Genomic DNA, 25,991 nt, shown 5'->3' on the forward strand with positions numbered 1-25,991 from the left:
ATCGCGGCATGCGCGTCTCCGCCAAGTCCGACTACGCGCTCCGTGCGCTCATCGAGATGGCGGGGCGTGACGACGGCAAGCCCGTCAGCGCCGAGGAGCTCGGCCGTCTCCAGGAGATCCCCCACGGGTTCCTCCAGGCGATCCTGGCCGACCTGCGCCGGGCGGGCGTCGTGGTCTCCCAGCGGGGGCAGTACGGCGGGTGGCGGTTGCACCGCGGCGCCGACGAGATCTCGGTGGCGGACGTGATCCGCGCCGTCGACGGGCCTCTGGTGTCGGTCTACGGCCTGCGCCCCGAGTCGGTGACCTACAACGACTCGGCGGCCGTGCTCCAGCACGTCTGGATCGCGGCCCGCTCCTCGCTGCGCGACGTCTTCGAGAACGTGACGATCGCCCACCTGGCCGCGCAGGACCTGCCGGAGACCGTCACCCGCCGCACCGCGGACGAGGACGCCTGGCAGACCCGCTGACGCCTCAGTCGTCCCCGAACGGGTCGGCCAGCACGTCGGCGAGCGTCTCCACGAGACCGCGCAGCTCGCGCCAGTCCGCGCGTACCCGCTCCTGCAGCTCCGGCACGCCGATCACCGAGGGCTCGAAGCCGTGCTCGCGGCCCAGCGACAGCGACCGGTGGCGCAGCAGCCCGATCCGCGGGTGGTCCCGGTCGAAGCCGCGGGGCGCGGTCTTCAGGCGGTCGCCCGCCACGTCCCAGCCCGTCTGCTCGAGGCCGGCGACCTGCTGCTCGAGCGGCGGTCCGGTGTCGGAGTCGGAGACGTACGCCCGGAAGCGGGCCAGCGCGGCCGGCTCGGCGCGGTAGAACCCGCCGCCCGTGCGGACGCCGGCGGCGGAGACCTGGACGTACCACCCGCAGGAGGGGCCGGCGGCGACGAAGGCGCCCTGGTGCGTCTTGTAGGGCGTCTTGTCGGTGCGGAAGCGCACGTCGCGGTAGGGGCGGAAGACCTTGGCGGTGCCGAACTCGGCCTCGAGGGCCGCGGCCAGGGCGAGCATCGGGGCGCGCACCGACACGTCGTACTGCTGCTTGTGGGCCAGCCAGAACGAGCGGGTGTTGTCGATCTCGAGGTCCTCGTAGAAGTCGAGGGCCGCCTCGGGGAAGCCGGTGAACGGCTCGGGGGTGGGGGGTGCCATGGAGCGGACGACGAGACTCGAACTCGCGACATCGACCTTGGGAAGGTCGCGCTCTACCAACTGAGCTACGTCCGCGCGGCCGGTGGTCGCCCACCGGCCGTCGCCGATGCTACTCGATCGGGGCGAGGCCCGGGCGGCGAGGGCTGACCGTGTCGCCCGACGAGCGTCCGGTCAGGCGCCGCTGCACCCAGGGGACCAGGTGCTGGCGCGTCCAGTCGAGGTCGGCGCGCAGCCGCTCGGAGCGCGCGAGCGTCGGGACCTCGGGCAGGGGCAGCGGGGTCAGGTCGTGCTCGACGCCGAGCGCGTCGAGCACCATGATCGCCACGAACTGGTGGCCCGCCGGGCCGAGGTGCATGCGGTCGACGTCCCACAGGCGGGCGTCGGCGGAGGCGAGACCGTCGGGCAGGCCGTGCGCGATGCGCCAGGAGTCCGCGACGGTCGCGCCGTGCCGGTCGGCGATCTCGCGCACGTGCTCGTTGTAGAGGGCGAAGCGGCCGCGGATCGGTGCGTACAGCCCGGCACTGCCCGGGTCGAACGCGGTGAAGACCACGACGCGCGCGCCGCTGGCGACGAGGCGCGCGACGGACGCGTCGTACGCCTGGGCCAGGTCGTCGAGGTCGACCGACGGGCGCACGATGTCGTTGGCCCCGGCGTAGATCGTCACCAGGTCCGGCTCGAGGGCCAGCGCGGGCTCGACCTGCTCGTCGAGGATCTGCAGGAGTTTGCGCCCGCGGATGGCGAGGTTGGCGTACGCGAAGTCCGGCGCGGCGGTCGCCAGGACCTCGGCGACGCGGTCGGCCCAGCCGCGCACCCCGTTCGGGCGGGAGGGGTCGGCGTCGCCGACCCCCTCGGTGAAGGAGTCGCCGAGGGCGACGAAGCGGCGGTACGGGGCGTTCGCGGGCATGCGTTCAGTGTGCAACCAGTTGCGCGCCTGGTGCACGTCGGGGCGGACAGCCGCGCCGCCAGGGGGTGGGCATGCCCTAGGTTGGGCGCGTGCTGCTCTCCGACCGCGACATCCTGGCCGAGATCGAGGCGGGGCGGGTCGCCCTCGAGCCGTTCGACCCCGCGATGGTCCAGCCGTCGTCGGTCGACGTGCGTCTGGACCGGTTCTTCCGGGTGTTCGACAACCACCTCTACCCGCACATCGACCCCGCCGAGGACCAGCCGGACCTGACGCGCGTGGTCGAGCCGGGCGGGGACGAGCCGTTCATCCTGCACCCGGGCGAGTTCGTGCTCGGCTCCACCTTCGAGGTCGTCGGTCTGCCGGACGACGTGGCCGCGCGCCTCGAGGGCAAGTCGTCGCTGGGTCGCCTCGGGCTGCTCACGCACTCCACGGCCGGGTTCATCGACCCGGGCTTCTCGGGCCACGTCACCCTCGAGCTCGCCAACGTCGCCAACCTGCCGATCAAGTTGTGGCCCGGCATGAAGATCGGGCAGCTGTGCTTCTTCCGGCTCAGCTCGGCGGCCGAGCACCCGTACGGATCGGAGCGCTACGGCTCGCGCTACCAGGGCCAGCGCGGCCCGACGCCGTCGCGCTCGTTCCTCAACTTCCACCGCACGTCGATCTGAGATCGCCGCAGGGTCGGGTGTCCTGCGTCACCGGGAGTTGCCAAGGTTAGGCACGCCTTAGTAGCGTCCTGCGGGTTGTCATCCCCCGCTCCTGTAAGGACGCCCCGTGCACAAGCTCCCCCTCCGGCGCTCGTCGGCCCTCGCCGCCGCCGCCAGCGTCGCCCTGCTGGGCCTCACCGCCTGCTCGACCGGTTCGAGCGGCAGCGACGGCGGCAACGCCCCGCAGGCGAACACCACGGCCGACGCGGACGCGTTCCCGGTCACGATCGAGTCCGCCTACGGTGAGGCCACCATCGAGGAGGAGCCCGAGCGGGTCGTCACCCTCGGTGTCGACGGCGACGTCGTCGCCTCGCTGGGCGTGGCTCCCGTCGCCGTGCAGAAGATGACGTGGGGCGGCAACGAGGCCGGCACGACCGACTGGTTCGACGAGACCCTCGCCGAGATCGACGGCGCCGAGGCCCCCGAGCTGATCGACGTCACCGACGCCGTGCCGACCGACCAGATCATCGGTCTCGAGCCCGACGTCGTGATCGCCACCAACTCGGGCCTCACGCAGGACGACTTCGACAAGCTCACCGAGGCCGGCATCCCGGTCGTCGCCCACCCGGGCGTGCAGTGGGCGACCACCTGGGAGCAGTCGACCGAGATGACCGGCCAGGCGCTGGGCCGCAGCGACGCCGCCGCCGACCTGGTCGAGGAGGTCCAGGCGGACCTCGAGGCGACCGCGGAGGAGCACCCGGAGATCGTCGGCGCCTCGTTCGTGTGGGCGTTCTTCGACCCGACCGACGTCTCGAACATCGGCGTGTACACCACCGCCGACAACCGCCCCGCGATCCTCGAGGAGCTCGGCATGGTCTCCCCGGAGATCGTCACCGCGGGCGGCACGGACTCGTTCTTCTTCAACGTCTCGGCCGAGCGCGCCGCGGAGCTCGACGCTGACGTGATCATGGCGTACGGCACCACCGTCGAGGAGTCCGAGGCGCTCCTGGAGACCCCGGTCCTCCAGCAGATCCCGCCGGTCGCCGAGGGCAACTACGTCATCACGCTCGAGCCGAACGACACCCTGGGCCTCTCGTTCCCGTCGGTCCTGGGCATCCCGTACGCGCTCGACCACTTCATCCCCGAGGTCGCGGCCGCCATCGGCGGCGAGCCGCAGATCTACTGAGCGACCTCCCACGAGCTGAGATCCGTGTGACCGTCACGGAGACCTCTCCCGACCTGCCCGGCCGGACCGCCACAGCCGGCCGGGCACGGAACCCGCACTGGGGCACGTCGACGAGCGCGGCGGTGGGCATCGCCGCGCTCGTCGTCGCCGCCCTCGCCTCGCTGTGCATCGGCAACCGCTGGGTCGACCCGCTGGCGCTCCTCGACGGCAGCGACCCCGACAACGTCTTCATGGACGCCCGGCTGCTGCGCACCGGCGTCGCCGCCCTCCTCGGCGCGGCGTTCGGCCTCGCCGGCGCGGCCATGCAGGGGCTGACCCGCAACCCGCTGGCGGACACCGGCCTGCTCGGCGTGAACGCCGGCGCGGCCTTCGCGATGGTCGCGGGCATCACCTACGTCGGCACGGCCTCCATCGGCGGCTACATCTGGTTCGGCTTCATCGGCGCCGGCGTGGCCGCCGTGGGCGTCCACCTCATCGCCAGCCTCGGCCGGGGTGGTGCCACTCCGGCCAAGCTCATCATCGCGGGTGCGGCGGTCACCGCGGCGCTGACCAGCTGGACCACCGCGATCCTGCTGATGAGCCGCGAGACCATCGACGCCACGCGGCGCTGGCAGATCGGCAGCGTCGCCGGCAAGCAGACCGACGCGCTCCTGACCGCGCTGCCGTTCATCCTGGTCGGCTTCGCGCTCGTGCTCTCCAGCGCCCGCGTGCTCAACGCCCTGGCGCTCGGCGACGACCTCGCCCGGGGCCTGGGGCGCAACACCGCCCGCGACCGCGCGATGGTCGGCCTCGGCCTGGTGCTCCTCGTCGGCGCCTCCGTCGCGCTGGCGGGCCCGATCGCCTTCCTCGGCCTGCTGGTGCCGCACCTCGTGCGGATGCAGGTGGGCGGCGACTACGCGCGGATCCTGCCCTTCAGCGCCCTGTGGGGCGCGATCCTGATGATCACCGCCGACACGGTCGGCCGGTTCGTCCTGCCGCCCAGCGAGATCCAGGTCGGCGTGATGACCGCCGTGCTCGGGGCGCCCGTGTTCCTCGTCATGATCCGTCGCGGAAGGCTGGGGAGCCTGTGACCAGCGTCAGCGAGCGCCCCTCCGAGGTGCTCACCCACATCGTCACCGCCGACGTCGAGCGCGTACGCCGTGCGCGTCGCGGCCCGCGGCGCCGGCACGCGATCGTGCTCGCGGTGCTCGGCGCCCTCGCCACGACCCTTTTCGCCGTCCACCTGCTGCTCGGCGGCTACACCTTCACCGCGCCCGACGCGTTCCGGATCGTCTTCGGCGACGGCATCGGCCGGCCGACGGCCGAGTTCATCCTCATGGAGTCGAAGCTGCCCCGGGCCCTGACGGCCCTCGGTGTGGGCGTCTGCTTCGGCATCGGCGGCGCCGTCTTCCAGACCACGCTGCGCAACCCGCTCGCGAGCCCCGACATCATCGGCGTCAGCGCGGGCGCGAGCACCGCAGCCGTGGTCGCCCTGCTCAGCTTCGGCCTGCGCGGCGACGCGGTGGCCGCGGCCGCCGGCGTCGGCGCCGTCGCCACGGCGCTGCTCGTGCGCTGGGTCTCCGGGGGTCTCGGGGGCTATCGCCTCGTCCTCGTCGGCGTCGGCACGGCGGCGGCACTGCTCTCCGTCATGCACTACCTCTTCACCCGCGCGGCGGTCTGGGACGTCCAGCTCGCGCTGCGCTGGATCACCGGAAGCCTGTCCGACGCGGACTGGCAGAAGGTGCAGGTGCTCGCCGTCGCGCTGGTCGTCCTGCTGCCGCTGGTGTGGTGGTCGGGTCGCGACCTGCGGGTCAACGAGCTCGGCGCGGACACCGCGACGGGCCTGGGCGTACCGTCCCGTCGCCCCGAGATCCTCATGCTCGTCGCCGTGCTGCTGATCGGGGCGGGCGTCGCGGGGGCGGGGCCGGTCTCCTTCCTCGCGTTCCTGTCCGGCCCGATCGCCCGTGGCCTCAACCGCGGCCGCACGAGCATCGCGGGGGCCGCGCTCGTGGGCGGCAGCATCCTGCTCGCCGCCGACTTCGTCGGCGCGAACCTGATCGGCGACGTCAAGATGCCGGCCGGCATCATCACCGGCGCCGTCGGCGCCCCGTTCCTCCTCTGGCTGATGGCCCGGGGCGCTTCCGGAAGGAGTCCGCGATGAGCGCGGCACCGCACGAGGCGGGCGCGCGCACGCGCCTGTACGCCGACGCCGTCACGCTGGGCTACGACGGCACCACGGTCGTCGACGCCCTGACGGTCGCCGTCCCCGACGGCAGGATCACCGTCATCGTCGGCGGCAACGGCTGCGGCAAGTCGACCCTGCTGCGCGGCATGTCCCGGCTGCTGAAGCCGCAGGGCGGCGCGGTGCTGCTCGACGGCGAGGCCGTCCACACCGTGCCCACCAAGAAGGTGGCCCAGCGCCTCGGCCTGCTGCCGCAGAACCCGATCGCGCCCGAGGGCGTCACCGTGGTCGACCTCGTCGGCCGCGGCCGGCACCCGCACCAGAGCGCCCTGCGCCGCTGGAACTCCGAGGACGACCGGGCGGTGGCCGAGGCGCTGGCGCTGACGGACACGACCGACCTCGCGGAGCGCGTCGTCGACGAGCTCTCGGGCGGGCAGCGGCAGCGGGTCTGGATCGCGATGGCGCTGGCGCAGGGCACGGACCTGCTGCTCCTCGACGAGCCGACCACCTACCTCGACGTCGCCCACCAGGTCGAGATGCTCGACCTGCTCGCTGACCTCAACGAGCGCGCCGGCACCACGATCGTGATGGTGCTGCACGACCTCAACCTCTCGGCGCGCTACGCCGACCACCTGGTGGCGATGAAGAACGGACGCGTCGTCGCCGAGGGCGCGCCCGGCGAGGTCGTCACCGAGGCGGTGGTCCAGGACGTCTTCGGCCTCGAGAGCCGCGTCATCCCCGACCCCGTGTCCCACACCCCCCTCGTCGTGCCGGTCGGCCGCCACCTCGGCCGCCCGGTGCCCGCGCTCGCCAAGGAGCTGTGATGGCCGAGTACTCGTTCCTCCTCGAGACCGTCGAGGTGCGCGCCGTGCGCCGCGTCTCGCCGTCCTTCGTGCGCGTCGAGCTGGGCGCCGACGGCCTCGCCGACCTGGGCCTCGACGGCCCCTGGCTCGACACCCGCGTGAAGATCGTGTTCCCGGGTGCCTCGGGCGTCGTGCCGACCTTCGAGACCGGCGACGACTGGTACGCCCGGTGGCTCGCGCTGCCCGACGAGGAGCGCGGCTGCATGCGCACCTACACGGTGCGCGACGTCGTGGGCGAGGGCGTCGACACCCGGATGGTGATCGACATCGTGGTGCACGACCCGGGCGAGCACGGCGACGCCACCGGCCCCGGCAACGACTGGGCCCGGAACGCGACGATCGGCGACCAGGTCGCGCTGATGGCGCCGCGCCGCGGCCACGCGTACGGCGGGATCGAGTGGCTCCCCGGCCCCGGGGCGCGCGACCTGCTGATCGTCGGCGACGAGACCGCGGCCCCGGCCGTCTACGGCGTGCTGCGCGACCTGCCCCGCGACGCGCGCGGCACCGCGTACCTCGAGGTGCCCTGCTCCGACGACGTGCTCGACGACGTGGTCGGCCCCGAGGGTGTCGAGGTCGTCTGGCTGCCGCGCGACGGCCGCCCCCGCGGCGAGGAGCTGCGGGCCCGGGTGCTCGAGCGGCTCGACGCGACCGCCACGGCGCACGCCGACGCCGGGGACCTGGAGGAGGACCCCGACGAGATGCCGTGGGAGACGCCGGTCTACTCCGCCTCGGGCGAGGAGGTCGGGGGCGAGGCGCCGGCCGACGGCCCGTTCGCGGGCCTGTACGCCTGGATCGCCGGGGAGTCCCGGGTCGTCACCGGCCTGCGCCGCGCCCTCGTCAAGGACCTCGGCGTGGACCGCCAGCAGGTCGCGTTCATGGGCTACTGGCGCGAGGGCGTCGCGATGAAGGCCTGAGCCCCGGCTCCCGGTCAGCCGCGGCGTCGGCGCCGGGGCCGCGGGGGTCCGTCGTCGTCGCCGGGCAGGGTGCGCCGCCGCGGGCGGGCCGTCCACTGCTGGCGCAGCTCGGCGTCGCGCAGGCGGGCCAGGGCGGCGGTGGTCTCGGGGTGGTGGTGCACGACGGGCTCCTCGTGGCGGTGTCGGTGGCGCGGCCGGTGCGGCCGGACGGGCTGGTGCGGATCAGACGTGGCGCAGCACGACGCCACCGCTGACGGTGGTCGCGCGCACCTCGACGTGGGGCTGTCCCTCGGCGGGGGCGCCGAGCTGCTCGAGCTGGTTGTCGATGCGTCCGGAGACGGTGGAGACGTCGGTCCAGACGGGGGTGCCGCTGGGGACGTCGCAACGGACGTCGCCGGAGGCGGTACGCGCGGTGAGCGCGCCCTGCGGCAGGTGCTCGACCACGGCGTCCCCGCTGCCGCTGGCGAACTCCACGTCGCCGCCGGCGCGGCGCAGGCGCAGGGTGCCGGAGCCGGTGCGCACCTTCGAGGCGCCCGCGACGACGCCGAGGTCGGCGTCGCCCGACCCGGTGCGGACCACCAGGTCGCCGGCGACCTCCCCGACGCGCACGTCCCCGGAGCCCGTCTTCACGAGGAGCTCGGCGGCGGCCGCGTCGACGCGTACGTCCCCGGAGCCCACCGCGACCTCCAGCCGCCCGCTCGCGTGGGCGACGGTGACGTCACCGGAGCCGGCTCCCAGGAGGGAGTCGACGCCGGTCTCGGCCACCGTGATGTCACCGGAGCCGGTGTCGATGCCGGTGCGCGCCAGGGGACCGGTCGCCGACACGGACGCCGAGCCGCACCGGGCGGCCAGGCGGCTGCCGGCCGGGACGCCCAGGCGGGCGTGGACCTCGCGGTTGCGGCCGAGGAAGCCCGACGACTTGGGCGCGAGGACGCGCAGGTCGCCGCCGTCGAGCTCGACCGTCGTGTCGTCGGCGCCCGCGCCGGTGAGCGCGATCGTCGTGGTGGTCGTGTCGGACGCGGCGAGCGTGAGGGAGCCTGCGCCGAGCTCGACGTAGACGTCGAGCGGGCCCGGGGTGTCGAAGGTGTGCTCGGACATGGCTGCTCCTGGGTGTGCGGGACCGACGGGCCGGCGTGGGCCGGTCCGGTGGGCGGGTGCGGGACGGGTGGGGAGCCGGGTGTCAGCTCCAGCCGGTGAGCCGGCGGTTGCGGCGCTGGAACGGGTCGGCGGCGCCGAGGGGCAGGCTGCTGAGGTCGATGTCGACGTTGACGACCCCGCGGTGGGCGGCCGATCGCACCGCTGCCACCAGCCAGGTGTTGAGGGACTGGCCGGCGTCGGCCGCGCGGCTCTCGGCCTGCTGCTTGAGCGACTCGGGCAGCCGCAGGCTGACGCGCGCCACGGAGCCGTCGTCCTCGGCCTCGGGCGCCGGCGGTGTCGGCGGGGTGGGCGGGGCGGGGGGAACGGGTGCGGCCGGCGGGGCCGGGACGCCGGGGTCGACGACGAGCTCGACCTCGCGGCCGGCCAGCCGGACCTCGACGCTGCCCTGCGGCAGGTCGGCGGTGATCTCGGAGGCGGCGTCGGCCAGCACCTCCATGAGCACGAGCCGAGCCGCCGGGTCGATCGCGAGGGCGAGGCGCTCGGCGGCGGCGCGGATGTCCTCGCTACCCGCCTCGGCGGCGGTGACGAGGTCCCGGCGGAGTCCGGTGACGTACGGCGTGAGGTCCATGACGCCACTATGACACCATCATGACATCAGTACAAGATGCTCGATGGCGTCAGCGTGACGGCGCAGCGCCGGTGGGCGTCGGCCCTGCGATCCTCGTGCCGTGGCAGCCGCCGAGGATCGACACCGGCCCGGCACCCCGGCGTACCGTCGGCTCAACCTCGCGATGATCTGCGCGGGCCTCGCGGCCTTCGGGATGCTGTACGCCACGCAGCCGGTCCTGCCGGAGATCGCCGCCGCCTACGGCACCACCGCGACCACCGCGTCGCTCACCGTCTCCGCGAGCACCGGCGCGCTCGCCCTTGCGGTCATCCCCGTCACGGCGCTCGCCGCGCGCTGGGGTCGCGTGCGCTCGATGCGCGTCGGCCTGCTCCTCGCGGTCGCGCTCGCGATCGCCTGCGCGGCCGCGCCCAGCATCGGTGCCCTCATCGGTCTGCGCGGCGTGCTCGGCCTCGTGCTGGCGGGCGTCGTGGCCGTCGCCATGGGCCACGTCGGCGCGGAGGTGCACCCGAGCGGTGTGGGGGCGGCGATGGGCCTGTACGTCGCGGGCAACTCGCTGGGCGGCGTCGGTGGGCGCCTCGTCACCGCAGGGGCGGCGGACCTCGGGTCCTGGCGCCTCGGCCTGCTGCTGATCGCGTTGTTCGCGCTGGTCGCCACCGCCGGCTTCTGGTGGCTGCTGCCCGACGCGGTCAACGACCACCCCGGTCCGCAGTCGCGCGGCGGCTTCGGCCCCGTCCTGCGCGAGCCGGCCCTGCTGGCCCTGGTCGCGGTGCCGTTCCTGCTGATGGGCGGCTTCGTCGCCGTCTACAACTACCTGACGTTCCGGCTGGTCGCCCCTCCGTTCGAGCTGCCGGTGGCGCTCGTCGGCCTGGTGTTCCTGGCGTACCTCGCCGGCACGACCTCGTCGGCGATCGCCGGGCGCGCCTCGGACCGGTACGGCCGCCTGCCGGTCTTCGCCGGCGGCGTCGTCGTGATGATCGGCGGGCTCGTGCTCACCCTGGTCGACAGCGTGCCGGGCGTGGTGCTCGGCCTGGTCCTGCTGACCGCGGGCTTCTTCGCCGGCCACGCCGTCGCGAGCGGCTGGACCTCGCTGGCGGCGGGCGCGTCGGCGACGCAGGCGAGCGCGCTGTACGTCTGCGCCTACTACGGCGGGTCCAGCGTCTTCGGCGCCTGGGTCGGCACCGCCTGGAGCGCCTTCGGGTGGCCCGGCGTGGTGGTGTGGGTCGGCGCCCTCGCCGCCCTCGCCCTCGCCGCCGGCGTCTTCGCCGCCTCGCGCCTGCGGCGGGGCTGACCCCCTCTGGATCACCCGGTGAACCGGGTAACGCTCGTCTTCGTGCCTGTTTGAACAGGCACGAAGACGAGCGTCACGGCACAGAGTCTGCGCAGGGCCGGTCGGGTCAGAGGTCGAACAGGGAGCTGCTCCCGTGGATGTCGGCGTCGGTACGCGGGGTGTGTGCGGCCCCGTTGGACGTCGCCCGGGTGGGCTTCTCCGGCTCCGGCTCGGGCTCCGGCTCGGGCTCCGGCTCCGGCTCCGCCTTGGCCTCTGCCTGCGGCTCGGGCTCGGGCTCGGGCGCCTGCGCGACCGGCTCGGCCTCCGCCTTGGCGGCCGGCTGCGCCGGCTCGGGCGCGGCGAAGTCGAACAGCGACCCGGCGGCGTTGATGTCGACGTCCGTCGCCGGGGTGCTTGCGGCCGCCGTGGGCTTCGCGGTCCCGGCCGGCTCCGGGGTCGGCTCGGGCTCCGGCTCCGGCTCCGGGGTCGGCTCGGGCTCCGCCTCCGCCTCAACGGTCGGCTCGGGCTCGGGGGCCGCGGCGGGCTCCGCCTTCGCGACCGGAGCGGCCGTGGGGGCGGCGAAGTCGAACAGCGACCCGGCGGCGTTGATGTCGACGTCGGTCGCGGGAGTGCTCGCCGTCGTCGACGCGGCGGCCTTCGGTGCGGCCTCCGCCTCTGTGGCCTCGGCGGACTCGGTCGGTTCGGGCTCGGTCTCCTGAGCCGGCGCCTCCGGCTCCGGCGCCGCCGCCTCGGGCTTCGCGGCCGGCGTCGCCGGCTCGGGGGCAGCGATGTCGAAGAGCGAACCTCCCGACGGGATCGACGTCGCCGGTGCCGTGGTCGAGCCGGTGGCGCGGTCCGCGGACGGCTCGTCCGCCGGTGCCTTGTCCGCCGGTGCCTTGTCCGCCGGTGCCTCGTCCGCGGGTGCCTTCTCGACCGGGGCCGCCTTCGGCGCGGGCTTGGCCGCAGGCGCCTCCGCCTTGGCCTTGATGTCGAACAGCGAGCCGCCCGAGCCCAGGTCGGTACCCGGCTCCGTCGCCGGCTCGGCCGTCTTCGCGGCAGGCTCGGCAGGGGACTCCGTCGTCGTGTCCTCCGTCGTCGCCGGCTCGGCCGGGGCGGCCTTCGCCGCAGGCGCGGACGGGGCCACGTCGAACAGCGAGCCGCCCGACCCGAGGTCGGCCGCGGGCTTCGCCGGCTCGGCAGCCGGCTTCTCCGCCGCCTTCTCCGCCGGCTTCTCCGCCGGCTTGGCCGGGGCGTCACCGCCCAGGTCGAACAGCGAGCCGCCGGAGGCGGGCTCGGCCTTCGTCGCAGGCTTCGCGGGCTCCGCCTTCTCCTCCGGTTCGCCCTTGGCTGCCGGGGCGGGGGAGTCGAAGAGCGAGGAGGTGTCGGAGCCGAACAGCGACCCGCCGGTGCCCTCCTTCTTCGGCTCCTCCTTCTTCGCCCCGGGGGTGTCGAAGAGGGACGAGCCTCCGGACGCCTTGGCCAGGGGGCCGGCGTCGGCGGTCTCGGTGACGGTGTCCTCGGTGATCGTCACGTCGCCGGCCTCGGGCTCGGCCTTGGTGGCCTCGTCCTTGTCGGCGGGCTTCCCGGCGGACTTCGCCGCGGGAGCGGCCTTCGCGGCGGGGGCGGCCTGGGGCGCGGCGCCGGGCAGCAGCTTCGTGGCCTGCTCGCCCTTCACCGACGCCAGGAGCATCTGTGCGACGTCGAGGACCTCGACCTCCTCGCGGGCGTTGCCGTTGGACTGCTCGGAGGTCAGGCCGTCGGAGAGCATGACGCGGCAGAAGGGGCAGCCGACCGCGATCTGGTCCGCCCCGGTGCCGACGGCCTCCTTGGTGCGGTTGAGGTTGATGCGCTCACCGATGGTCTCCTCCATCCACATGCGCGCGCCGCCGGCGCCGCAGCAGAAGGACCGCTCGGCGCTGCGCTCCATCTCCTTCACCTCGGCGCCCGGCATGATCTGCAGGAGCTCGCGGGGCGGGGAGTAGACCTGGTTGTGCCGGCCCAGGTAGCAGGGGTCGTGGTAGGTGATCTTGCGCTGGTGAGCACCCGCACCGTCCGCCACCGGGGTGAGCTTGCCGTCGCGCACCAGACGGTTCAGCAGCTGCGTGTGGTGGATGACCTCGAGCTCGATGCCGAGGTCCTTGTACTCGTTCTTCAGCGTGTTCATGCAGTGCGGGCAGGTGGAGACGACCTTCTTGGCCTTGGCGTCCTTGAGCGTCTCCACGTTCTGCTGGGCCAGGCCCTGGAAGACGAACTCGTTGCCCGCGCGCCGGGCCGAGTCACCCGTGCAGGTCTCGCCGTTGCCGAGCACGCCGAAGCTGATGCCCGCGATGTTGAGCAGTTCGGCGGTCGCACGCGTGGTCTTCTTCGCGCGGTCCTCGTACGCGCCGGCGCAGCCGACCCAGAACAGCCAGTCGACCTCGTCGAGCGACTCGATGGTCTCGCCGACCACGGGCACCTCGAAGTCGAGGCCTTTGGCCCAGTCCATCCGTGCGGTGGCGGACATGTTCCACGGGTTGCCCTTGTTCTCCAGGCCCTTGAACAGTCCGTTGAGCTCGGCGGGGAAGTTCGACTCGACGAGCACCTGGTAGCGGCGCATGTCGACGATGTGGTCGACGTGCTCGATGTCGACGGGGCACTGCTGGACGCAGGCGCCGCAGGAGGTGCAGGACCACAGCACGTCGGGGTCGATCACCGCGGAGCCGTCCTGCGGCATGTAGAACCAGTCGTCGCCGGTGTCGCCGACCAGCGGGCGCTCGGCCTCGCGGGCCAGGGCCGGGTCGTTCTCCAGCAGCGCGACCGCGGCCTCGCTGTCCTCGCCGCCCGCCTTGGAGAAGGGGGCCTTGGCGTACGCGTGGTCGCGCAGGCCCATCACCAGCAGCTTCGGCGACAGCGGCTTGTCGGTGTTCCACGCCGGGCATTGGCTCTGGCAGCGGCCGCACTCGGTGCAGGTGGTGAAGTCGAGGATGCCCTTCCAGGAGAAGTCCTCGAGCTTGCCGACGCCGAGCGTCGAGTCCTCGTCCAGGTCGTCGAGGTCGTCGAGCGTGACCGGCTTGCCGGCCGAGGTCAGCGGCTTCAGCGCGCCGAGGGCGGTGCGGCCGCTCGACTCGCGCTTGAACCAGATGTTGGGCCAGGCGGTGAAGCGGTGCCAGGCGACGCCCATCGTGAGGTTTGCCGAGATGACCATCAGCCAGACCATGGCGAGCAGGATCTTGATCAGCGCGATGACGACGATGATGTTCTCGAGGGCGGCCTCGGACCCCGCGCCGGAGGGGAACAGCGCGTTGCCGACGTGCGAGCTGAGCGGGAAGTGGAACGTGTTGAAGTCCTCGGGGTGGTCGCTGGCGACCTGGCCGAGGTTGTACTCCGCGCCGCGGATGAACAGGATCGCGGAGCCCTCGAGCAGCGCCATCGCCTCGACGAAGTACGCCTGCCACTGGTTCGAGCCGTAGAAGCGGCTGCGGCGACCGTCCTTGCGCGGGTGCTTGCGCTGGCGGTAGACGATCAGGAAGACGATGCCGATCGTGCTGAGCAGGCCGAGGCCCTCGCTGGCCCACTCGAAGAGGAAGAAGTGGCCGATGATCGGCAGGGCGAACTCGGGGTCGAACAGCTGGAAGTAGCCGGTCATGACCGCGGTCGAGAGCAGCAGGAAGCCCGCGTACACGAACCAGTGCATGATGCCGACCCAGTGCCACTGCAGCATCCGGGTGTGGAGGAACGTCTCCTTCACCATCGTCACCGTGCGTCGCCACGGCTGGTCGCTGCGCCCGGGGCCGACCGGCTGGCCGACCTTCACGGTCGACACGATCGAGCGGACCGCTGCGGTGGTCATCGCGACCGCGACGGCCGTGACCGACAGGGCCACCACGATGGCGACGATCTGGATAGCACTCATGCTGCAGAGCTCCCGTCATACGGGCGCCCGTGTCGGCCACATCGACACGAGCGCGTCGTCCGACCTTAGTGTCGCGGCGTTCGCTGCGTCACACCAGTGGTTGTGACTCGCATCCTACTTGGCGGTAACTTCCGCCGGTCGCGGGGTGGCCGCGGGGTGGTCGGTGCGCTGCGCGCAGGCGTACGCCCGCGGTGTTGGGTGGCGGGCAGCGTCAGGTCGCGCTGGCGAGCGCGGCGTCGACGCTGGCCGGGGCGAAGACGTGGTCGGCCAGGAGGAGGGCGAGGCCGACCGAGCCGGCCCGCACGTCGAGGCGGCTGCGGTGCAGCTCGAGGCGTCGCGTCGCCAGGGGGAGCGAGCGGGAGTAGACCATCTCGCGCAGCCCCGCGAAGATCTGCTCCTCCGCCTCGGCGAGCTGGCCGCCGACGACCACGACGCGCGGGTTGAGGATGTTGACGGTCTCGGCGAGCGCGACGCCGAGCACGCGGCCGGCCGTGCGGGCGAGCCCGACGGCCACAGGGTCGGCCGTGCGGATCCGCTCGACGACCTCGTCGACGGTCGACAGGTCGCGACCAGCGGCCACGAGGTCGCGCAGCATCGCCCACCCGCCCGCCCGGGCCTCGACGCAGCCGGTGTTGCCGCAGCGGCACAGGGGGTCGAGGCCGTCGTCGCCGAGCGCCTGCGTGTGCCCGATGTCGCCGGCCGCGCCGTCAGCGCCGCGGTGGATCCGCCCGCCCGCGATGATGCCGGCGCCGACGCCCGTCCCGAGCTTGATCATCAGGAGGGTGTCGGCGTGCTGGTAGTGGGTGCGGTACTCGCCCCACGCCATCGCGGTGGCGTCCTTCTCCAGCAGCAGGGGGCAGTCGTACGTCCGGGCGAACCAGGCCCGGATGTCGAAGCGGTCCCAGCCGGTCATGATCGGCGGGCTCACCACGGTGGCCTGCTCGTGGTCCACCGGGCCCGGGACGGACAGGGCGATGCCGCGGACGTCGCCGGACTCGCGTCCGGTGCGGGCCAGCAGGTCGGCGAACAGCGGGTCCACGCGGGACAGCACGGCCTCGGGGCCCTCGGTCACGTCGCTCAGCGCCGGGGCGTCGAGCAGCACCCGCCCGCTGAGGTCGCAGACCGCGGCGCGCAGCGCCGTGGCGCCGATGTCGCAGACGAGCAGGACGCCCCGTTCGACGTTGAAGGCGAACGCGCCGGCCGGTCGGCCGCGGCCGCGGCCCGGGACGACGCCGAGGTCGCGCTCCACGAGCAGTCCGGCGTCCTGCAGCAGGTCGATGCGCTGGTTGACCGTCGACCGGGACAGGCCCGTCAGCGCCATCACCTCCGTGCGGGTGAGCGGCGAGCGGGCGCGGAACAGCGCGAGCAGCTCGCCGGGCCCGACGATGCCGGCCGACGACCCGGCGGGTCCGGCAGCACCGTCGAGCGGGGCGCCGGCGGGGCCGGTGGGTGCGGTCGACATGGTTCACACCCTAATAAGAGTCGGCGAGAAACGGAAAGGCCTTCATTAATGATTGACAGAAGTCATTAATCGAGGTTCGATGCTCCTCGACCTCATGACTGGGGTCACACCCCCGCCCCGACGTCGTGGTCGCGGCACCGATCCGAAGGACATCCCCCATGCGTCGTGCTCCCCGCTCCCGCCACCTGGCGGCCGCCGCCGTCGCGGCAAGCCTGTGCCTCGTCGCCTCCGCCTGCGGCGGCGACGACTCCTCCGCCGGCTCGGGCGACGAGTCGATCTCGGCGGTCATCAAGGGTCTGGACAACCCCTTCTTCCAGCAGATGGAGGACGGGATCGACGCGGGCGCCTCGTCCGCCGACATCAGCGTCGACGTCCAGGCCGCGGCCGACATCACCGACACGACCGGCCAGCTCGACAAGCTCAACGTGGTCGCCGGGCAGGACCCGGGCTGCGTGATCGTCAACCCGATCGACGGCACCAACCTCGTGCAGGGCCTCGCCGGCCTGGCCGCGCAGGACGTCCCGATCGTCAACATCGACAGCCCGGTCGACGCCGACGCCGCGGAGCAGGCCGACGCGACCCCCGACACCTACATCGGCACCGACAACAACGAGGCCGGCCGGCTCGGTGGCGAGCACATGCTCACCCTGCTCCCGGAGGGCGGCACGGTCGCCCTCGTCGGCGGCATCGCGGGCGACGTGACCAGCAACGCCCGCCTCGACGGCTTCACCGAGGCGGTCGGCGACGGTGTCGAGATCGTCCAGACGGTCAACGCCAACTGGTCGCGCGACGAGGCGCTGACGCAGGCCACGACGATCCTGCGCGCCAACCCCGACCTGGCGGGCTTCTTCGTCGCCAACGACGACATGGGCCTCGGCGTCGCCCGCGCGGTCGCCGACGTCGGCCGCACCGGCGAGGTCGAGATCATCACGGTCGACGGCGTCGAGGACGGCCTCAACGGCGTCGCGAACGGCGAGCTGTCGGCGGTCGTCGCGCAGTACCCCTACGCCATCGGCGAGATGGGCGTGAACGCGTGCCGCGCGGCCATCGCCGGCGAGGACCTGCCCGAGAACGTGACCGCCCCGGTCGCCCTCGTCACGGCCGACAACGTCGACCAGGCCCTCGAGGCGGCGCCCGCGCCGTTCGAGGAGTACGAGGACCCGTTCGCCGCGCTGGTCGACTGACCCGCGTCATCCCCCACCCCACGACGTACGCAGGAGACGGAGCAACGATGTCCACCGCCGCCACCGGTTCGCCGGCCGGTCCCACCGCGTCCCCGGCGTCGCCCGCGCCGGCGCCACCCGCCTCGGGTGGTGCCGGCCGTGCGGTCGTCACCCGTCTCACCGACGTCGGCTTCTGGGCCGACTGGGCCGCCCTCGTCGGGCTGGTCGCCCTCGTCGTGCTCTTCGGGGTGCTCGACCCGGGCTTCCTGAGCTCGGGCAACGTCGCGGGCATGCTGTCGGCCGCCGCGGCGCTGATCATCCTGGCCGTCGCGCAGACCTTCGTCGTGGCGACGGCGGGCATCGACCTGTCGCTGTCCTCGGTGCTCACCCTCGGGGTCGTGGTGCTCGGCCAGCTCTACCTGGCCGGGCAGTCCCTCTGGGTCTGCTTCGCCGGCGCCGTGCTGGCTGGCCTGCTGGCCGGTCTGGTCAACGGGTTCCTCGTGGCGAAGGCGAAGGTCACCGACTTCGTCGTCACGCTCGGGATGCTCTCGGCCGCCTCCGGCCTCGCGCTGGTGCTCTCGGACGCCCAGCCGGTCACCGTGACGGAGGGCTTCCTGTTCACCATCGCCCTCGACGGCCCCGTCGAGATGGTCAGCTGGATCGTCGTGATCGCGCTGGTCGTCGCGGTCCTCGCGCACGTCGTCCTCTTCCACACGCGGTTCGGCACGCACGTGCTCGCCACGGGCGGCTCGCCCGAGGCGGCGACCGCGACCGGCATCTCCACCGCCCGGGTGAAGATCGCGGTGTACGCCATCGCCGGCCTGCTCGCCGGTGTGGCCGCGCTGATCATCGTCGCCCGCCTGGGCTCCACCCCGCCGGCCGCGAACACCACGCTGCTGCTCAACTCGGTCGCCGCGGTCGTGCTCGGCGGCGTCAGCCTCTTCGGCGGCAAGGCCAGCATCCTCGGCCCGGTCTTCGGCGCGCTCCTGCTTACGGTGCTGCTCAACGGCCTCACCACCATGGGCGTCTCCGCGCACTACCAGCCCCTGTCCGTCGGTGTCGTCGTCGTGGCGGCGGCCTTCCTGATGAGGTTCCAGAAGTGACGTCGCTTGAGAAGACCCCTGCTGCGAAGCCGTCCGGCGGCCCGATCCTCGAGGCGCGCGGCGTCTCCCTGTCCTTCGGCAGCGTGCGCGCGCTGCGCGACGTCGACGTGACCGTCGCGCCGGGCGAGATCACCGCACTCGTCGGTGACAACGGCGCCGGCAAGTCCACGCTGGTGCGCTGCTTCTCCGGGGTGCACCGGCCGCAGTCGGGCGAGGTGCTGCTCGACGGTCGGCCCGTCTCGTTCGCCTCGCCCGAGGCCGCCCGCGCCGCCGGCATCGAGACGGTCCACCAGAACCTCGCGCTCGTCGAGGACCTCACGGTGTGGCAGAACCTCTTCCTCAACCGCGAGCTGACCCGCTTCGGCTTCCTCGACCGGCGCCGCATGCGCACCGAGGCGCAGAAGATGGTCGCCGAGCTGGCGGTCAACGTGCCCGAGGTGACCTCGCGGGTGCGCCGCCTGTCCGGCGGCCAGCGCCAGGCGGTCTCGATCTGCCGCGCAGCCGGCTTCTCGTCGCGCCTGGTGATCATGGACGAGCCGACCGCAGCGCTGGGCGTGCAGGAGACCGCCCGCGTCGAGGAGCTGATCCTGCGGCTGCGCGACGAGGGCCACGCCGTCCTCCTGATCAGCCACAACTTCGACCAGGTGATGCGCCTGAGCCAGCAGGTCTGGGTCATGCGCGCCGGCCGCTGCGTCGCCGGTCGACGCACGGACGCCACCACGGGCCAGGAGATCGTCGGCCTGATCACCGGGGCGATTGCGGCCTGAGCGCGCGTACGCCCTCCCCTCGCTCCGGCCGGGCAGCAGGTCCCCCTTCCGGCTGCCCGGCCGGACACCACTCCCTCGTCCCACCCCCCACCCGATCGCACCGTCCTCGAAAGGCCCCTCCGTGACGAACCCCCTCGGTGTGCACGCCCTCGTCTGGGTCGGCGGCACCACGCCGACCGACGTCGCCACCGCCGTGCGCCAGACCAAGGCCGCCGGCTACGACCTGCTCGAGCTCTCGCTGCACGACGCCGTCAACCTCGACGTCGCCGCGGCGCGCGCCGCCCTCGAGGAGGCCGACATCGCGATCGCCTGCTCGCGCGGCCTGGCCTTCGACGCCGACGTCTCCAGCGACGACCTCGCGGTCGTCGAGCGTGGCGAGAAGCTGCTGCACGACTCGCTGCAGATCACCCACGACCTGGGCGGCACGCACTTCACGGGCGCGCTCTACTCCGCGCTGGGCAAGTACGCCGCGCCGCTGAGCAGCCAGGGCCGCGCCAACGTCGTGCAGGTGCTCAAGGGCCTGGCCGCCGAGGCGGCCGAGCGCGGGATGACGCTGGGCCTGGAGATCTGCAACCGCTACGAGACCAACGTGATCAACACGGCCGCGGACGCGCTGCGCCTCGCCGACGACATCGGCGCGGACAACGTGACGATCCACCTCGACACGTACCACATGAACATCGAGGAGGACTCGCTCGACGGGCCGGTCCGCCTGGTCGGGGAGCGCCTCGGCTACGTGCACATCGGCGAGAACCACCGCGGTTACCTCGGTCAGGGCCACATCGACTTCGACGCCTTCTTCGCGGCGCTGGCCGAGGTCGGCTACACCGGCCCGATCACCTTCGAGTCGTTCTCCTCCGCGGTCGTCTCGCCGACCCTGTCGAACGACCTCGCGGTGTGGCGCAACCTGTGGGACGACGGCATGGACCTCGCCACCCACGCCCGCGGCTTCATGGCGACGCAGCTCGCCGCGCACGGCGCGTGAGCACGAGCGCCGAGCCGGTCGAGCCGGTAGAGCCGGGCGCGTCCGGCTCGCTGGACGCGCTCGTCGAGCGTGCGCACGCGCTCGTCGCGCGCACGCCCGGCCGGCGGGCCGTGCTCGGCGTCGTCGGCGCCCCGGGCGCCGGGAAGTCGACGCTGGTGGACCGGCTCCTGGTCGCGCTGGCCGCGCGGCCGCCGTACGGCTCCGGGCCCGACTGGGTCGCGCACCTGCCGATGGACGGCTACCACCTGGCCGACGCGCAGCTCGACCGGCTGGGCCGCCGCGACCGCAAGGGCGCGCCGGACACATTCGACGCCCGGGGGTACGCGGCCACCCTGCGCCGGGTGCGTACCGAGCGGGAGCACGCCGTCTACGTCCCCGGGTTCGAGCGCGACCTCGAGCAGCCGCTCGCGGCCGCGCTCGCGGTCCTGCCGGGCGCCGGGCTCGTCGTCACCGAGGGCAACTACCTGCTGCTCGGCGCGGGCGGCGACGCGGCGTACGTGGCGCAGGGCTGGGGCGAGGTCGGGGCCCTGCTGGACGAGACCTGGTTCGTCGCGGTGCCCGACCACCTGCGCCGCCAGCGGCTCGTCGGACGTCATGTCCGCTTCGGCAAGTCGCCGGCCGCGGCCGCCGCCTGGGTCGACGAGGTCGACGAGCCGAACGCCCGCCTCGTGGGCGCAGGGCGGGCGCACGCCGACCTCGTGCTGGACCCCGACAGGGTCTGAGGCGGGCGCCGGCCCGGACGTCGAGGTCGGACGTCGACGGCCTGTCGGCGCCGGCCCGTAGGGTCGGGCCATGGCCGTCCGGATCCCTGACCAGCTCCGTCCCGACCAGCTGCGGCAGTACCTCGACCCCCTCGTCGCGTCCTTCACCTCGGTGACGAAGGTGGCGGGTCGGCGGGGCGGGCGCGAGCGCCTCCTGCTGGAGGTCGACCTCGCCCGTGGCCTCCTCGAGGCGCCGCCGGCCACGCCCGTCGAGGCGTTCCGGTCGATGCAGACGCCGACCCTGCGCAGCCTCGTCCGTGCGTTGGAGAAGGCCGCGGACGACGCCGAGGTCGTCGGTCTCGTCGTGCACGTCGGCGACGTGGGCCTGACCGCCTCCGCCGAGCTGCACGCTGCGGTCGGCCGCTTCCGCGCCGCCGGCAAGCGGGCGGTGGCGTGGGCGGAGACGTACGGCGAGATGGTCGGCGGCAACGCGGCCTACCACCTGGCCAGCGCCTTCGACGAGGTGTGGCTGCAGCCCACCGGCCAGGTCGGGCTCGTCGGCGTCTCGGCGCAGGCGACCTTCCTGCGGGGCACCCTCGACAAGCTGGGCGTGCAGACGCAGCTGGGGCAGCGGTACGAGTACAAGACGGCTGCCAACCAGCTGCTCGAGCGCGGTCTGACCGACCCGCACCGCGAGATGCTCTCCGCCATCGTCGGCTCACTGACCGACACCCTCGTCGCCGACGTCGCGGCCGCCCGCGGACGATCCGTCGACGAGGTGCGCGCCGCGCTCGAGGCCGGGCCGCTGAGCGCGACCGAGGCCGTCGAGCGTGGGCTGGTGGACCGGCTGGGCTACCGCGACGACGTCTACACCGCGCTGCGCTCCGACCTCGAGCGAGCGGGCGGGGGCGAGGTGACGCTGCGCTACGCCGAGCGCTACCTCAAGCCCGGCGGTCCCCTCGCCGGACTGGTCGACCAGCTTCCCACGCCGAAGGGCAAGGGCGTGGTCGCCGTCGTGGGTGCCTACGGTCCGATCCACCTGGGCCGCAACGGCGGGTCCAACCCGTTCGGCGGCCCGAGCATCGGCTCGGACTCGCTGGCCGCGGCGCTGCGCTCGGCGGGTCGGGACGAGAACGTACGCGCGGTGGTCCTGCGCATCGACAGCCCCGGCGGCTCGGCGGTCGCCTCGGACGCGGTGCGCAACGCGATCCTGCAGGTGCGCGCCGGCGGGACGCCCGTCGTGGCCTCGATGGGCGCGGTCGCGGGCTCGGGCGGGTACTTCATCGCGATGCCGTGCGACCGGGTGCTCGCGGGAGCCGCGACCCTGACGGGGTCGATCGGCGTGCTCGGCGGCAAGCAGGTGCTCACCGAGACCCTCGGCCGGATCGGCGTCGAGAGCGAGACGGTGCGCGCCGGGCGGTTCTCCGACATGTTCTCCACCGACCGCCCGTTCGACGACGAGGAGTGGGCCCGTTTCGAGGGCTGGCTCGACGACATCTACCTCGACTTCACGACCAAGGCGGCGCAGGACCGGGGGATGGGGCTGGAGGACCTGCAGGCCGTGGCACGCGGGCGGGTGTGGACCGGCGTGGACGCTGCCGAGCGTGGGCTGGTCGACACCCTCGGCGGGCTCAGCGCCGCGGTCGACGTGGCGGTCGAGCTTGCGGGCACCACCCGGTCCGACGTCGACGTGCGCGCCTGGCCCAAGCCCAACCCGTTCGCCGCGCTGAACCCGCCGGAGAGCAGCGAGGCGCCGGCCGCCGCGCTCCTGACCGGCGCCGGGGCGCCGGCCCCCGTGCTGCTGGGCGAGGGGTTCGAGCTCGCCGACCGCGTGCTCGGGCTGCTCGTCGAGCGCGCCGGGCTGCCGGCGTACGGCGTCCTCACCACGCCCTGGCGGATCCGGCTGCGCTGAGCAGGCGGGCCGTTCCGGGGACGAGGCGGCTCTGCGGTGTGTAGACATCGGGCTAGAGGCGCGCGTCTGCCGCGCCAGTGGCTCGAGGAGGGTCCGACGTGCTCGCGGAGGTCTTCTCGCGCAGGAGGGTGACGCCGACGCAGTCGTACGCACGGGCGGTGATCGTGCTCGGCGTAGTCGCCGGGGTGTCCTCGGTCGGGCAGCTCGTCGGGTTGGTGCTCAACGCGCAGTGGGTCGCCGCCGTGCGCGGCGCGATCGTGTTCGACGCGGCAGCCGGGCCGCCGCCGATCGGGTGGAACTACGGGAGCAGCCTCCTGTCCTGGAGTCCTCTCGGTGTCCTCCTGAGCGGCGTGGTCGTCGCTGTCGCCTGGCTCGCCGTGCGGCCTCTCGGTCTGCTGGGGCTCGCCTCGGCAGTGTTCGTAGCGGTGGGCGTCGCGGGTGGCTGGCAGCTGCGGCGAAGCGGTTTCGAGGCCTCGGGCCTGGACGGCGTGGACACGGCCTACTGGGCGACCGGGATGGTGGACGTCCTGGTCCTGCTGTCCGCGGCCGGGCTGGTCGCAGCTGCCCTGCGGTCCTGGGGCCGTTCGTTCGCGACTGCGCCGACAGATGGGAACCCCCCGCACTGACCCCGCGCCGTTCGTGCCGGCTCGGCGCACGCCCACCGTCTCCCCCGCGCGGGGGAGGAACCCTCCGCCGCACGAGGGTTGTGGGCCGGCGGGGAGGCGGGTGAGGGTGGAGCGCGGGAGGTCGACGCACTCGGGCGCCGGCCGATCGCTCTCGGGAGGTCGCTCCATGCCCACGTCCACGACCCTGCCGCCGGCACGCCGCGGCCGGGGCCTCGCCGTCGTCACGGCCCTCGTCGCGTTCCTCGCCGCGCTCGGCCTCAGCTCCGCGCCGCCCGCGTCGGCGGCCACCTGGCCCGTGCTGCGCTCGGGGTCCATCGGCGCCGAGGTCACCGCGGCGCAGCACCTGCTCACCGCCCGTGGCCACGCGACGGGAGCCGACGGCGCGTTCGGTCCCGCGACCGACTCCGCCGTGCGGGCGTTCCAGTCCGGCGCCGGGATCGCGGTCGACGGCGTCGTGGGTTCCGGCACCTGGTCGGCGCTCGTCGTCACGGTCCGCTCGGGCGACTCCGGGCCGGCCGTCCAGGCCGCGCAGGTGCTGCTCAACAAGCACGGCGCCGGGATCGGTGTCGACGGGGCGTTCGGTCCCGGCACGGACGCCGCGGTGCGCTCCTTCCAGTCCGCCAACGGCCTGGCCTCCGACGGCATCGTCGGCCCGGCGACCTGGCAGAGCCTCGCGGGAGCCGGCGGTGGCGGGGGTGGCGGCGGCGACTGGGCGCCGATCATCCCGCGCGACAACCTGCCCCGCTCGGCCTACGGCGCCCCGCACCACACGTACCCCGCGCTCGACCTGCCGACCGCGACCGGCGTCCCGGCGTACGCCATCACCGGCGGCACCGCGACCGCGATGTCCAACGACCGTTGCGGCAACGGCGTGAGCCTCAGCGCCGGCGGCGCCACCTACCTCTACTGCCACTTCGACAGCCACGCCTTCAGCGGCACGCGCACCGTCGCGGCCGGCGAGCTGCTCGGCCGCACCGGCAACACCGGCAACTCGACCGGGCCGCACCTGCACTTCCAGGTCACGGTCGACGGGTCGCTGCGCTGCCCGCAGGCGCTGGTGCTGGCGGTGTACGACGGCGTCGCCCCGCCCGCGCCCTCCTCGCTGCCGACCAGCGGCTGCGTGGGCTGACGCACCCGCCCACCGCCTCACGGGCCGTGCCCCGCACCCGACTAGCGTGCGGGGCATGGCCCGTTCCTTCTCCCAGGTCGACGTCTTCGCCCCGCGCCCGCTGACCGGCAACCCGGTCGCGGTCGTGCACGCCGCGGACGACCTCGACGACGCGACGATGGCGGCTTTCGCCCGCTGGACCAACCTCTCGGAGACGACGTTCCTCCTGGCCCCGACGTCCGAGGGCCTGGCTGCCGGCGCCGACTACCGTCTGCGGATCTTCACGCCGGGAGGTGAGCTGCCCTTCGCGGGCCACCCGACCCTGGGCAGCGCCCACGCCTGGCTCGAGGCCGGCGGCGCGCCCGCCCGCGACGACGTCGTCGTGCAGGAGTGCGGGGTGGGCCTGGTCGAGGTGCGCCGCGGCGAGGTGCTGGCCTTCGCGGCCCCGCCGCTGCGCCGGTCCGGGCCGGTCGACGACGACACCCGCGCGCAGGTCGTCGCCTCGCTCGGGCTCGCCGACGAGCGCGTGCTCGACCTCGCGTGGGTCGACAACGGGCCGGGGTGGATCGGCGTACGCCTCGACAGCGCCGCGACCGTGCTCGGGCTCGAGCCCGACTTCGGCCGGATGGGGGACCTGCGCGTCGGCGTCGTCGGTGCGTACGCCGGGGGCGCGGCCGAGCCCGCCGACGTCGAGGTGCGGGCGTTCGTGCCCACGCTGGGGGTGCCGGAGGACCCGGTGACCGGGTCGCTGAACGCGGGCCTGGCGGTCTGGCTGACGGCCACGGGCGTGCTGCCGCCGGCGTACACCGCCCGTCAGGGCACCGCGATGGGCCGTGACGGGCGGGTGCACGTCAGCACCGGCGACGACGGCCGGATCTGGGTCGGCGGCGCGACCGTGACGCTGCTGTCGGGGGACGCGGCGCTGTAGGCGCCGCCCCGGCGCTCAGTCGAGCCCGAGCTCGCCGCACTCGTCGGCCAGGTCCCGCAGGCTCTCGCTCACGAGCTCCAGGTTGTTGACGCGCATCGCGGTGGAGAGCTCCTGGCCGCGCTCGGCCAGCGTGGCGTACTCCTCGTCGCCCGCGCCGGCCGCGCTCGCCAGGCCGGAGATCGCGGTGATCTCCCACAGCTCCGGGCTCTCGAGCGCGTCCTCCTCGGGCAGTGGCTCGTCGGCGTCGAGCCGCTCGACCACGGTGCAGGCGGCCTGCGCGTTCGCCGCGTCGCGGTCGCCCTCCCCGCCGCCGCCGACCAGGAGGCCGACGCCGAGCCCCACGGCCAGACCGAGGACGCCGGCGCCGGCCGCGACGAACGGCCAGACGTTGCGGCGCCGGCCGCCCTGCGGGGGAGGGCCGCCCTGCTCGTACGGCTGCTGGTACGGCTGCTGGTGGGGCTGCTCGGGCGGGGTCGGGTACGACATCGTCGCCGTCTTCCCGGACCACCGACCGCCAAACCGGGCGCGGAGGATCGGTT

At 73.9% G+C, this 25,991-nt stretch carries 25 protein-coding genes and 1 tRNA gene; 17 read left to right on the forward strand and 9 right to left on the reverse strand.

Features of this window, described 5'->3' with window-relative positions:
- The first annotated feature begins 8 nt into the window (after positions 1-8).
- Positions 9-467, forward strand: a complete 459-nt coding sequence (locus RDV89_RS09730; protein ID WP_315732824.1) for an RrF2 family transcriptional regulator — start codon at positions 9-11, stop codon at positions 465-467.
- Between the two features lie 4 nt (positions 468-471).
- Here the strand turns inward: RDV89_RS09730 and RDV89_RS09735 are convergent, their stop codons facing one another.
- From RDV89_RS09735 to RDV89_RS09745, 3 genes are all read right to left on the reverse strand, one after another.
- Entirely contained in the window at positions 472-1,140 is a 669-nt protein-coding gene (locus tag RDV89_RS09735) for a DUF2461 domain-containing protein (RefSeq protein ID WP_315732825.1), read from the reverse strand.
- Positions 1,140-1,215: transfer RNA gene (locus tag RDV89_RS09740), tRNA-Gly, on the reverse strand. Before RDV89_RS09740 ends, RDV89_RS09735 begins: the two co-directional genes overlap by 1 nt.
- A 34-nt stretch (positions 1,216-1,249) precedes the next feature.
- Complete coding sequence (locus RDV89_RS09745) at positions 1,250-2,044, reverse strand: SGNH/GDSL hydrolase family protein (protein WP_315732826.1); 795 nt, start codon at positions 2,042-2,044, stop codon at positions 1,250-1,252.
- A gap of 89 nt (positions 2,045-2,133) precedes the next feature.
- On the opposite strand from RDV89_RS09745, the gene dcd reads away from it, so the two are divergent.
- From dcd to RDV89_RS09775, 6 genes are all read left to right on the forward strand, one after another.
- Positions 2,134-2,709, forward strand: a complete 576-nt coding sequence (gene dcd, locus RDV89_RS09750) for a dCTP deaminase (RefSeq protein ID WP_315732827.1) — start codon at positions 2,134-2,136, stop codon at positions 2,707-2,709.
- A 106-nt stretch (positions 2,710-2,815) separates the two neighbouring features.
- On the forward strand, positions 2,816-3,874 hold the full coding sequence (locus RDV89_RS09755; protein WP_315732829.1) for an ABC transporter substrate-binding protein: 1,059 nt from the start codon (positions 2,816-2,818) through the stop codon (positions 3,872-3,874).
- A 26-nt stretch (positions 3,875-3,900) separates the two neighbouring features.
- The gene (locus RDV89_RS09760; protein ID WP_315732830.1) at positions 3,901-4,944 is read left to right on the forward strand and encodes a FecCD family ABC transporter permease; all 1,044 of its coding nucleotides are present in this window, start codon (positions 3,901-3,903) and stop codon (positions 4,942-4,944) included.
- Entirely contained in the window at positions 4,941-6,014 is a 1,074-nt protein-coding gene (locus RDV89_RS09765) for a FecCD family ABC transporter permease (RefSeq protein WP_315732831.1), read from the forward strand. The genes RDV89_RS09760 and RDV89_RS09765 overlap by 4 nt, the downstream gene beginning before the upstream one ends.
- Positions 6,011-6,859 carry an ABC transporter ATP-binding protein gene (locus tag RDV89_RS09770; RefSeq protein WP_315732832.1) on the forward strand — a complete coding sequence of 283 codons (849 nt, stop codon included), beginning with the start codon at positions 6,011-6,013 and terminating at the stop codon, positions 6,857-6,859. The genes RDV89_RS09765 and RDV89_RS09770 overlap by 4 nt, the downstream gene beginning before the upstream one ends.
- Complete coding sequence (locus RDV89_RS09775; protein WP_315732833.1) at positions 6,859-7,812, forward strand: siderophore-interacting protein; 954 nt, start codon at positions 6,859-6,861, stop codon at positions 7,810-7,812. Before RDV89_RS09770 ends, RDV89_RS09775 begins: the two co-directional genes overlap by 1 nt.
- 14 nt (positions 7,813-7,826) lie before the next feature.
- On the opposite strand, the gene RDV89_RS09780 is transcribed toward RDV89_RS09775, so the two are convergent.
- From RDV89_RS09780 to RDV89_RS09790, 3 genes are all read right to left on the reverse strand, one after another.
- Positions 7,827-7,973, reverse strand: coding sequence for a hypothetical protein (locus RDV89_RS09780; protein ID WP_315732834.1), 147 nt, complete (start codon positions 7,971-7,973; stop codon positions 7,827-7,829).
- Positions 7,974-8,034: 61 nt separating this feature from the next.
- Positions 8,035-8,910 (reverse strand): DUF4097 family beta strand repeat-containing protein, encoded by an 876-nt coding sequence (locus RDV89_RS09785; protein ID WP_315732835.1) that lies wholly within the window; start codon positions 8,908-8,910, stop codon positions 8,035-8,037.
- 82 nt (positions 8,911-8,992) lie between these two features.
- On the reverse strand, positions 8,993-9,538 hold the full coding sequence (locus tag RDV89_RS09790) for a pilus assembly protein HicB (protein ID WP_315732837.1): 546 nt from the start codon (positions 9,536-9,538) through the stop codon (positions 8,993-8,995).
- A gap of 100 nt (positions 9,539-9,638) precedes the next feature.
- Here RDV89_RS09790 and RDV89_RS09795 point away from each other — a divergent pair, with 100 nt between their 5' ends.
- On the forward strand, positions 9,639-10,826 hold the full coding sequence (locus RDV89_RS09795; RefSeq protein WP_315732838.1) for an MFS transporter: 1,188 nt from the start codon (positions 9,639-9,641) through the stop codon (positions 10,824-10,826).
- Positions 10,827-10,932: 106 nt separating this feature from the next.
- Here the strand turns inward: RDV89_RS09795 and RDV89_RS09800 are convergent, their stop codons facing one another.
- Both RDV89_RS09800 and RDV89_RS09805 read right to left on the reverse strand, forming a co-directional pair.
- Positions 10,933-14,697 carry a (Fe-S)-binding protein gene (locus RDV89_RS09800; protein WP_315732839.1) on the reverse strand — a complete coding sequence of 1,255 codons (3,765 nt, stop codon included), beginning with the start codon at positions 14,695-14,697 and terminating at the stop codon, positions 10,933-10,935.
- Positions 14,698-14,908: 211 nt separating this feature from the next.
- Complete coding sequence (locus RDV89_RS09805) at positions 14,909-16,159, reverse strand: ROK family transcriptional regulator (RefSeq protein ID WP_315732840.1); 1,251 nt, start codon at positions 16,157-16,159, stop codon at positions 14,909-14,911.
- Positions 16,160-16,317: 158 nt separating this feature from the next.
- Here RDV89_RS09805 and RDV89_RS09810 point away from each other — a divergent pair, with 158 nt between their 5' ends.
- The 9 genes from RDV89_RS09810 (at position 16,318) to RDV89_RS09850 (ending at position 25,452) form a co-directional block, all read left to right on the forward strand.
- The gene (locus RDV89_RS09810; RefSeq protein ID WP_315732841.1) at positions 16,318-17,343 is read left to right on the forward strand and encodes a substrate-binding domain-containing protein; all 1,026 of its coding nucleotides are present in this window, start codon (positions 16,318-16,320) and stop codon (positions 17,341-17,343) included.
- A 47-nt stretch (positions 17,344-17,390) separates the two neighbouring features.
- Positions 17,391-18,425, forward strand: a complete 1,035-nt coding sequence (locus RDV89_RS09815) for an ABC transporter permease (RefSeq protein ID WP_315732842.1) — start codon at positions 17,391-17,393, stop codon at positions 18,423-18,425.
- A complete protein-coding gene (locus RDV89_RS09820; protein ID WP_315732843.1) occupies positions 18,422-19,192 on the forward strand; it encodes an ATP-binding cassette domain-containing protein in 771 nt (256 codons plus the stop codon). The genes RDV89_RS09815 and RDV89_RS09820 overlap by 4 nt, the downstream gene beginning before the upstream one ends.
- A gap of 121 nt (positions 19,193-19,313) precedes the next feature.
- A complete protein-coding gene (locus RDV89_RS09825; RefSeq protein ID WP_315732845.1) occupies positions 19,314-20,177 on the forward strand; it encodes a sugar phosphate isomerase/epimerase family protein in 864 nt (287 codons plus the stop codon).
- Positions 20,174-20,899 carry a nucleoside/nucleotide kinase family protein gene (locus tag RDV89_RS09830; protein WP_315732846.1) on the forward strand — a complete coding sequence of 242 codons (726 nt, stop codon included), beginning with the start codon at positions 20,174-20,176 and terminating at the stop codon, positions 20,897-20,899. Before RDV89_RS09825 ends, RDV89_RS09830 begins: the two co-directional genes overlap by 4 nt.
- Before the next feature lie 70 nt (positions 20,900-20,969).
- On the forward strand, positions 20,970-22,790 hold the full coding sequence (locus RDV89_RS09835) for a S49 family peptidase (protein WP_315732848.1): 1,821 nt from the start codon (positions 20,970-20,972) through the stop codon (positions 22,788-22,790).
- A 158-nt stretch (positions 22,791-22,948) separates the two neighbouring features.
- Positions 22,949-23,416, forward strand: coding sequence for a hypothetical protein (locus RDV89_RS09840; protein WP_315732849.1), 468 nt, complete (start codon positions 22,949-22,951; stop codon positions 23,414-23,416).
- Positions 23,417-23,582: 166 nt separating this feature from the next.
- Positions 23,583-24,545 (forward strand): peptidoglycan-binding protein, encoded by a 963-nt coding sequence (locus RDV89_RS09845; protein WP_315732850.1) that lies wholly within the window; start codon positions 23,583-23,585, stop codon positions 24,543-24,545.
- 55 nt (positions 24,546-24,600) lie between these two features.
- Positions 24,601-25,452: a PhzF family phenazine biosynthesis protein gene (locus tag RDV89_RS09850; protein WP_315732851.1), complete on the forward strand. Its 852-nt coding sequence runs from the start codon at positions 24,601-24,603 to the stop codon at positions 25,450-25,452.
- A 15-nt stretch (positions 25,453-25,467) separates the two neighbouring features.
- Here RDV89_RS09850 and RDV89_RS09855 read toward each other — a convergent pair whose 3' ends face one another.
- Positions 25,468-25,938 (reverse strand): hypothetical protein, encoded by a 471-nt coding sequence (locus RDV89_RS09855; RefSeq protein WP_315732852.1) that lies wholly within the window; start codon positions 25,936-25,938, stop codon positions 25,468-25,470.
- Positions 25,939-25,991 lie beyond the last annotated feature (53 nt).

It is taken from the genome of Nocardioides imazamoxiresistens (genome assembly GCF_032378595.1).
Classification (GTDB): domain Bacteria; phylum Actinomycetota; class Actinomycetes; order Propionibacteriales; family Nocardioidaceae; genus Nocardioides; species Nocardioides imazamoxiresistens.

Coding starts and splice junctions, on each gene's coding strand:
- RDV89_RS09730 (WP_315732824.1), top strand. CDS start 9: ATGCGCGTCTCCGCCAAGTCCGACTACGCGCTCCGTGCGCTCATCGAG.
- RDV89_RS09735 (WP_315732825.1), bottom strand. CDS start 1,140: ATGGCACCCCCCACCCCCGAGCCGTTCACCGGCTTCCCCGAGGCGGCC.
- RDV89_RS09745 (WP_315732826.1), bottom strand. CDS start 2,044: ATGCCCGCGAACGCCCCGTACCGCCGCTTCGTCGCCCTCGGCGACTCC.
- RDV89_RS09770 (WP_315732832.1), top strand. CDS start 6,011: ATGAGCGCGGCACCGCACGAGGCGGGCGCGCGCACGCGCCTGTACGCC.
- RDV89_RS09775 (WP_315732833.1), top strand. CDS start 6,859: ATGGCCGAGTACTCGTTCCTCCTCGAGACCGTCGAGGTGCGCGCCGTG.
- RDV89_RS09785 (WP_315732835.1), bottom strand. CDS start 8,910: ATGTCCGAGCACACCTTCGACACCCCGGGCCCGCTCGACGTCTACGTC.
- RDV89_RS09790 (WP_315732837.1), bottom strand. CDS start 9,538: ATGGACCTCACGCCGTACGTCACCGGACTCCGCCGGGACCTCGTCACC.
- RDV89_RS09800 (WP_315732839.1), bottom strand. CDS start 14,697: ATGAGTGCTATCCAGATCGTCGCCATCGTGGTGGCCCTGTCGGTCACG.
- RDV89_RS09805 (WP_315732840.1), bottom strand. CDS start 16,159: ATGTCGACCGCACCCACCGGCCCCGCCGGCGCCCCGCTCGACGGTGCT.
- RDV89_RS09810 (WP_315732841.1), top strand. CDS start 16,318: ATGCGTCGTGCTCCCCGCTCCCGCCACCTGGCGGCCGCCGCCGTCGCG.
- RDV89_RS09815 (WP_315732842.1), top strand. CDS start 17,391: ATGTCCACCGCCGCCACCGGTTCGCCGGCCGGTCCCACCGCGTCCCCG.
- RDV89_RS09835 (WP_315732848.1), top strand. CDS start 20,970: ATGGCCGTCCGGATCCCTGACCAGCTCCGTCCCGACCAGCTGCGGCAG.
- RDV89_RS09845 (WP_315732850.1), top strand. CDS start 23,583: ATGCCCACGTCCACGACCCTGCCGCCGGCACGCCGCGGCCGGGGCCTC.
- RDV89_RS09850 (WP_315732851.1), top strand. CDS start 24,601: ATGGCCCGTTCCTTCTCCCAGGTCGACGTCTTCGCCCCGCGCCCGCTG.
- RDV89_RS09855 (WP_315732852.1), bottom strand. CDS start 25,938: ATGTCGTACCCGACCCCGCCCGAGCAGCCCCACCAGCAGCCGTACCAG.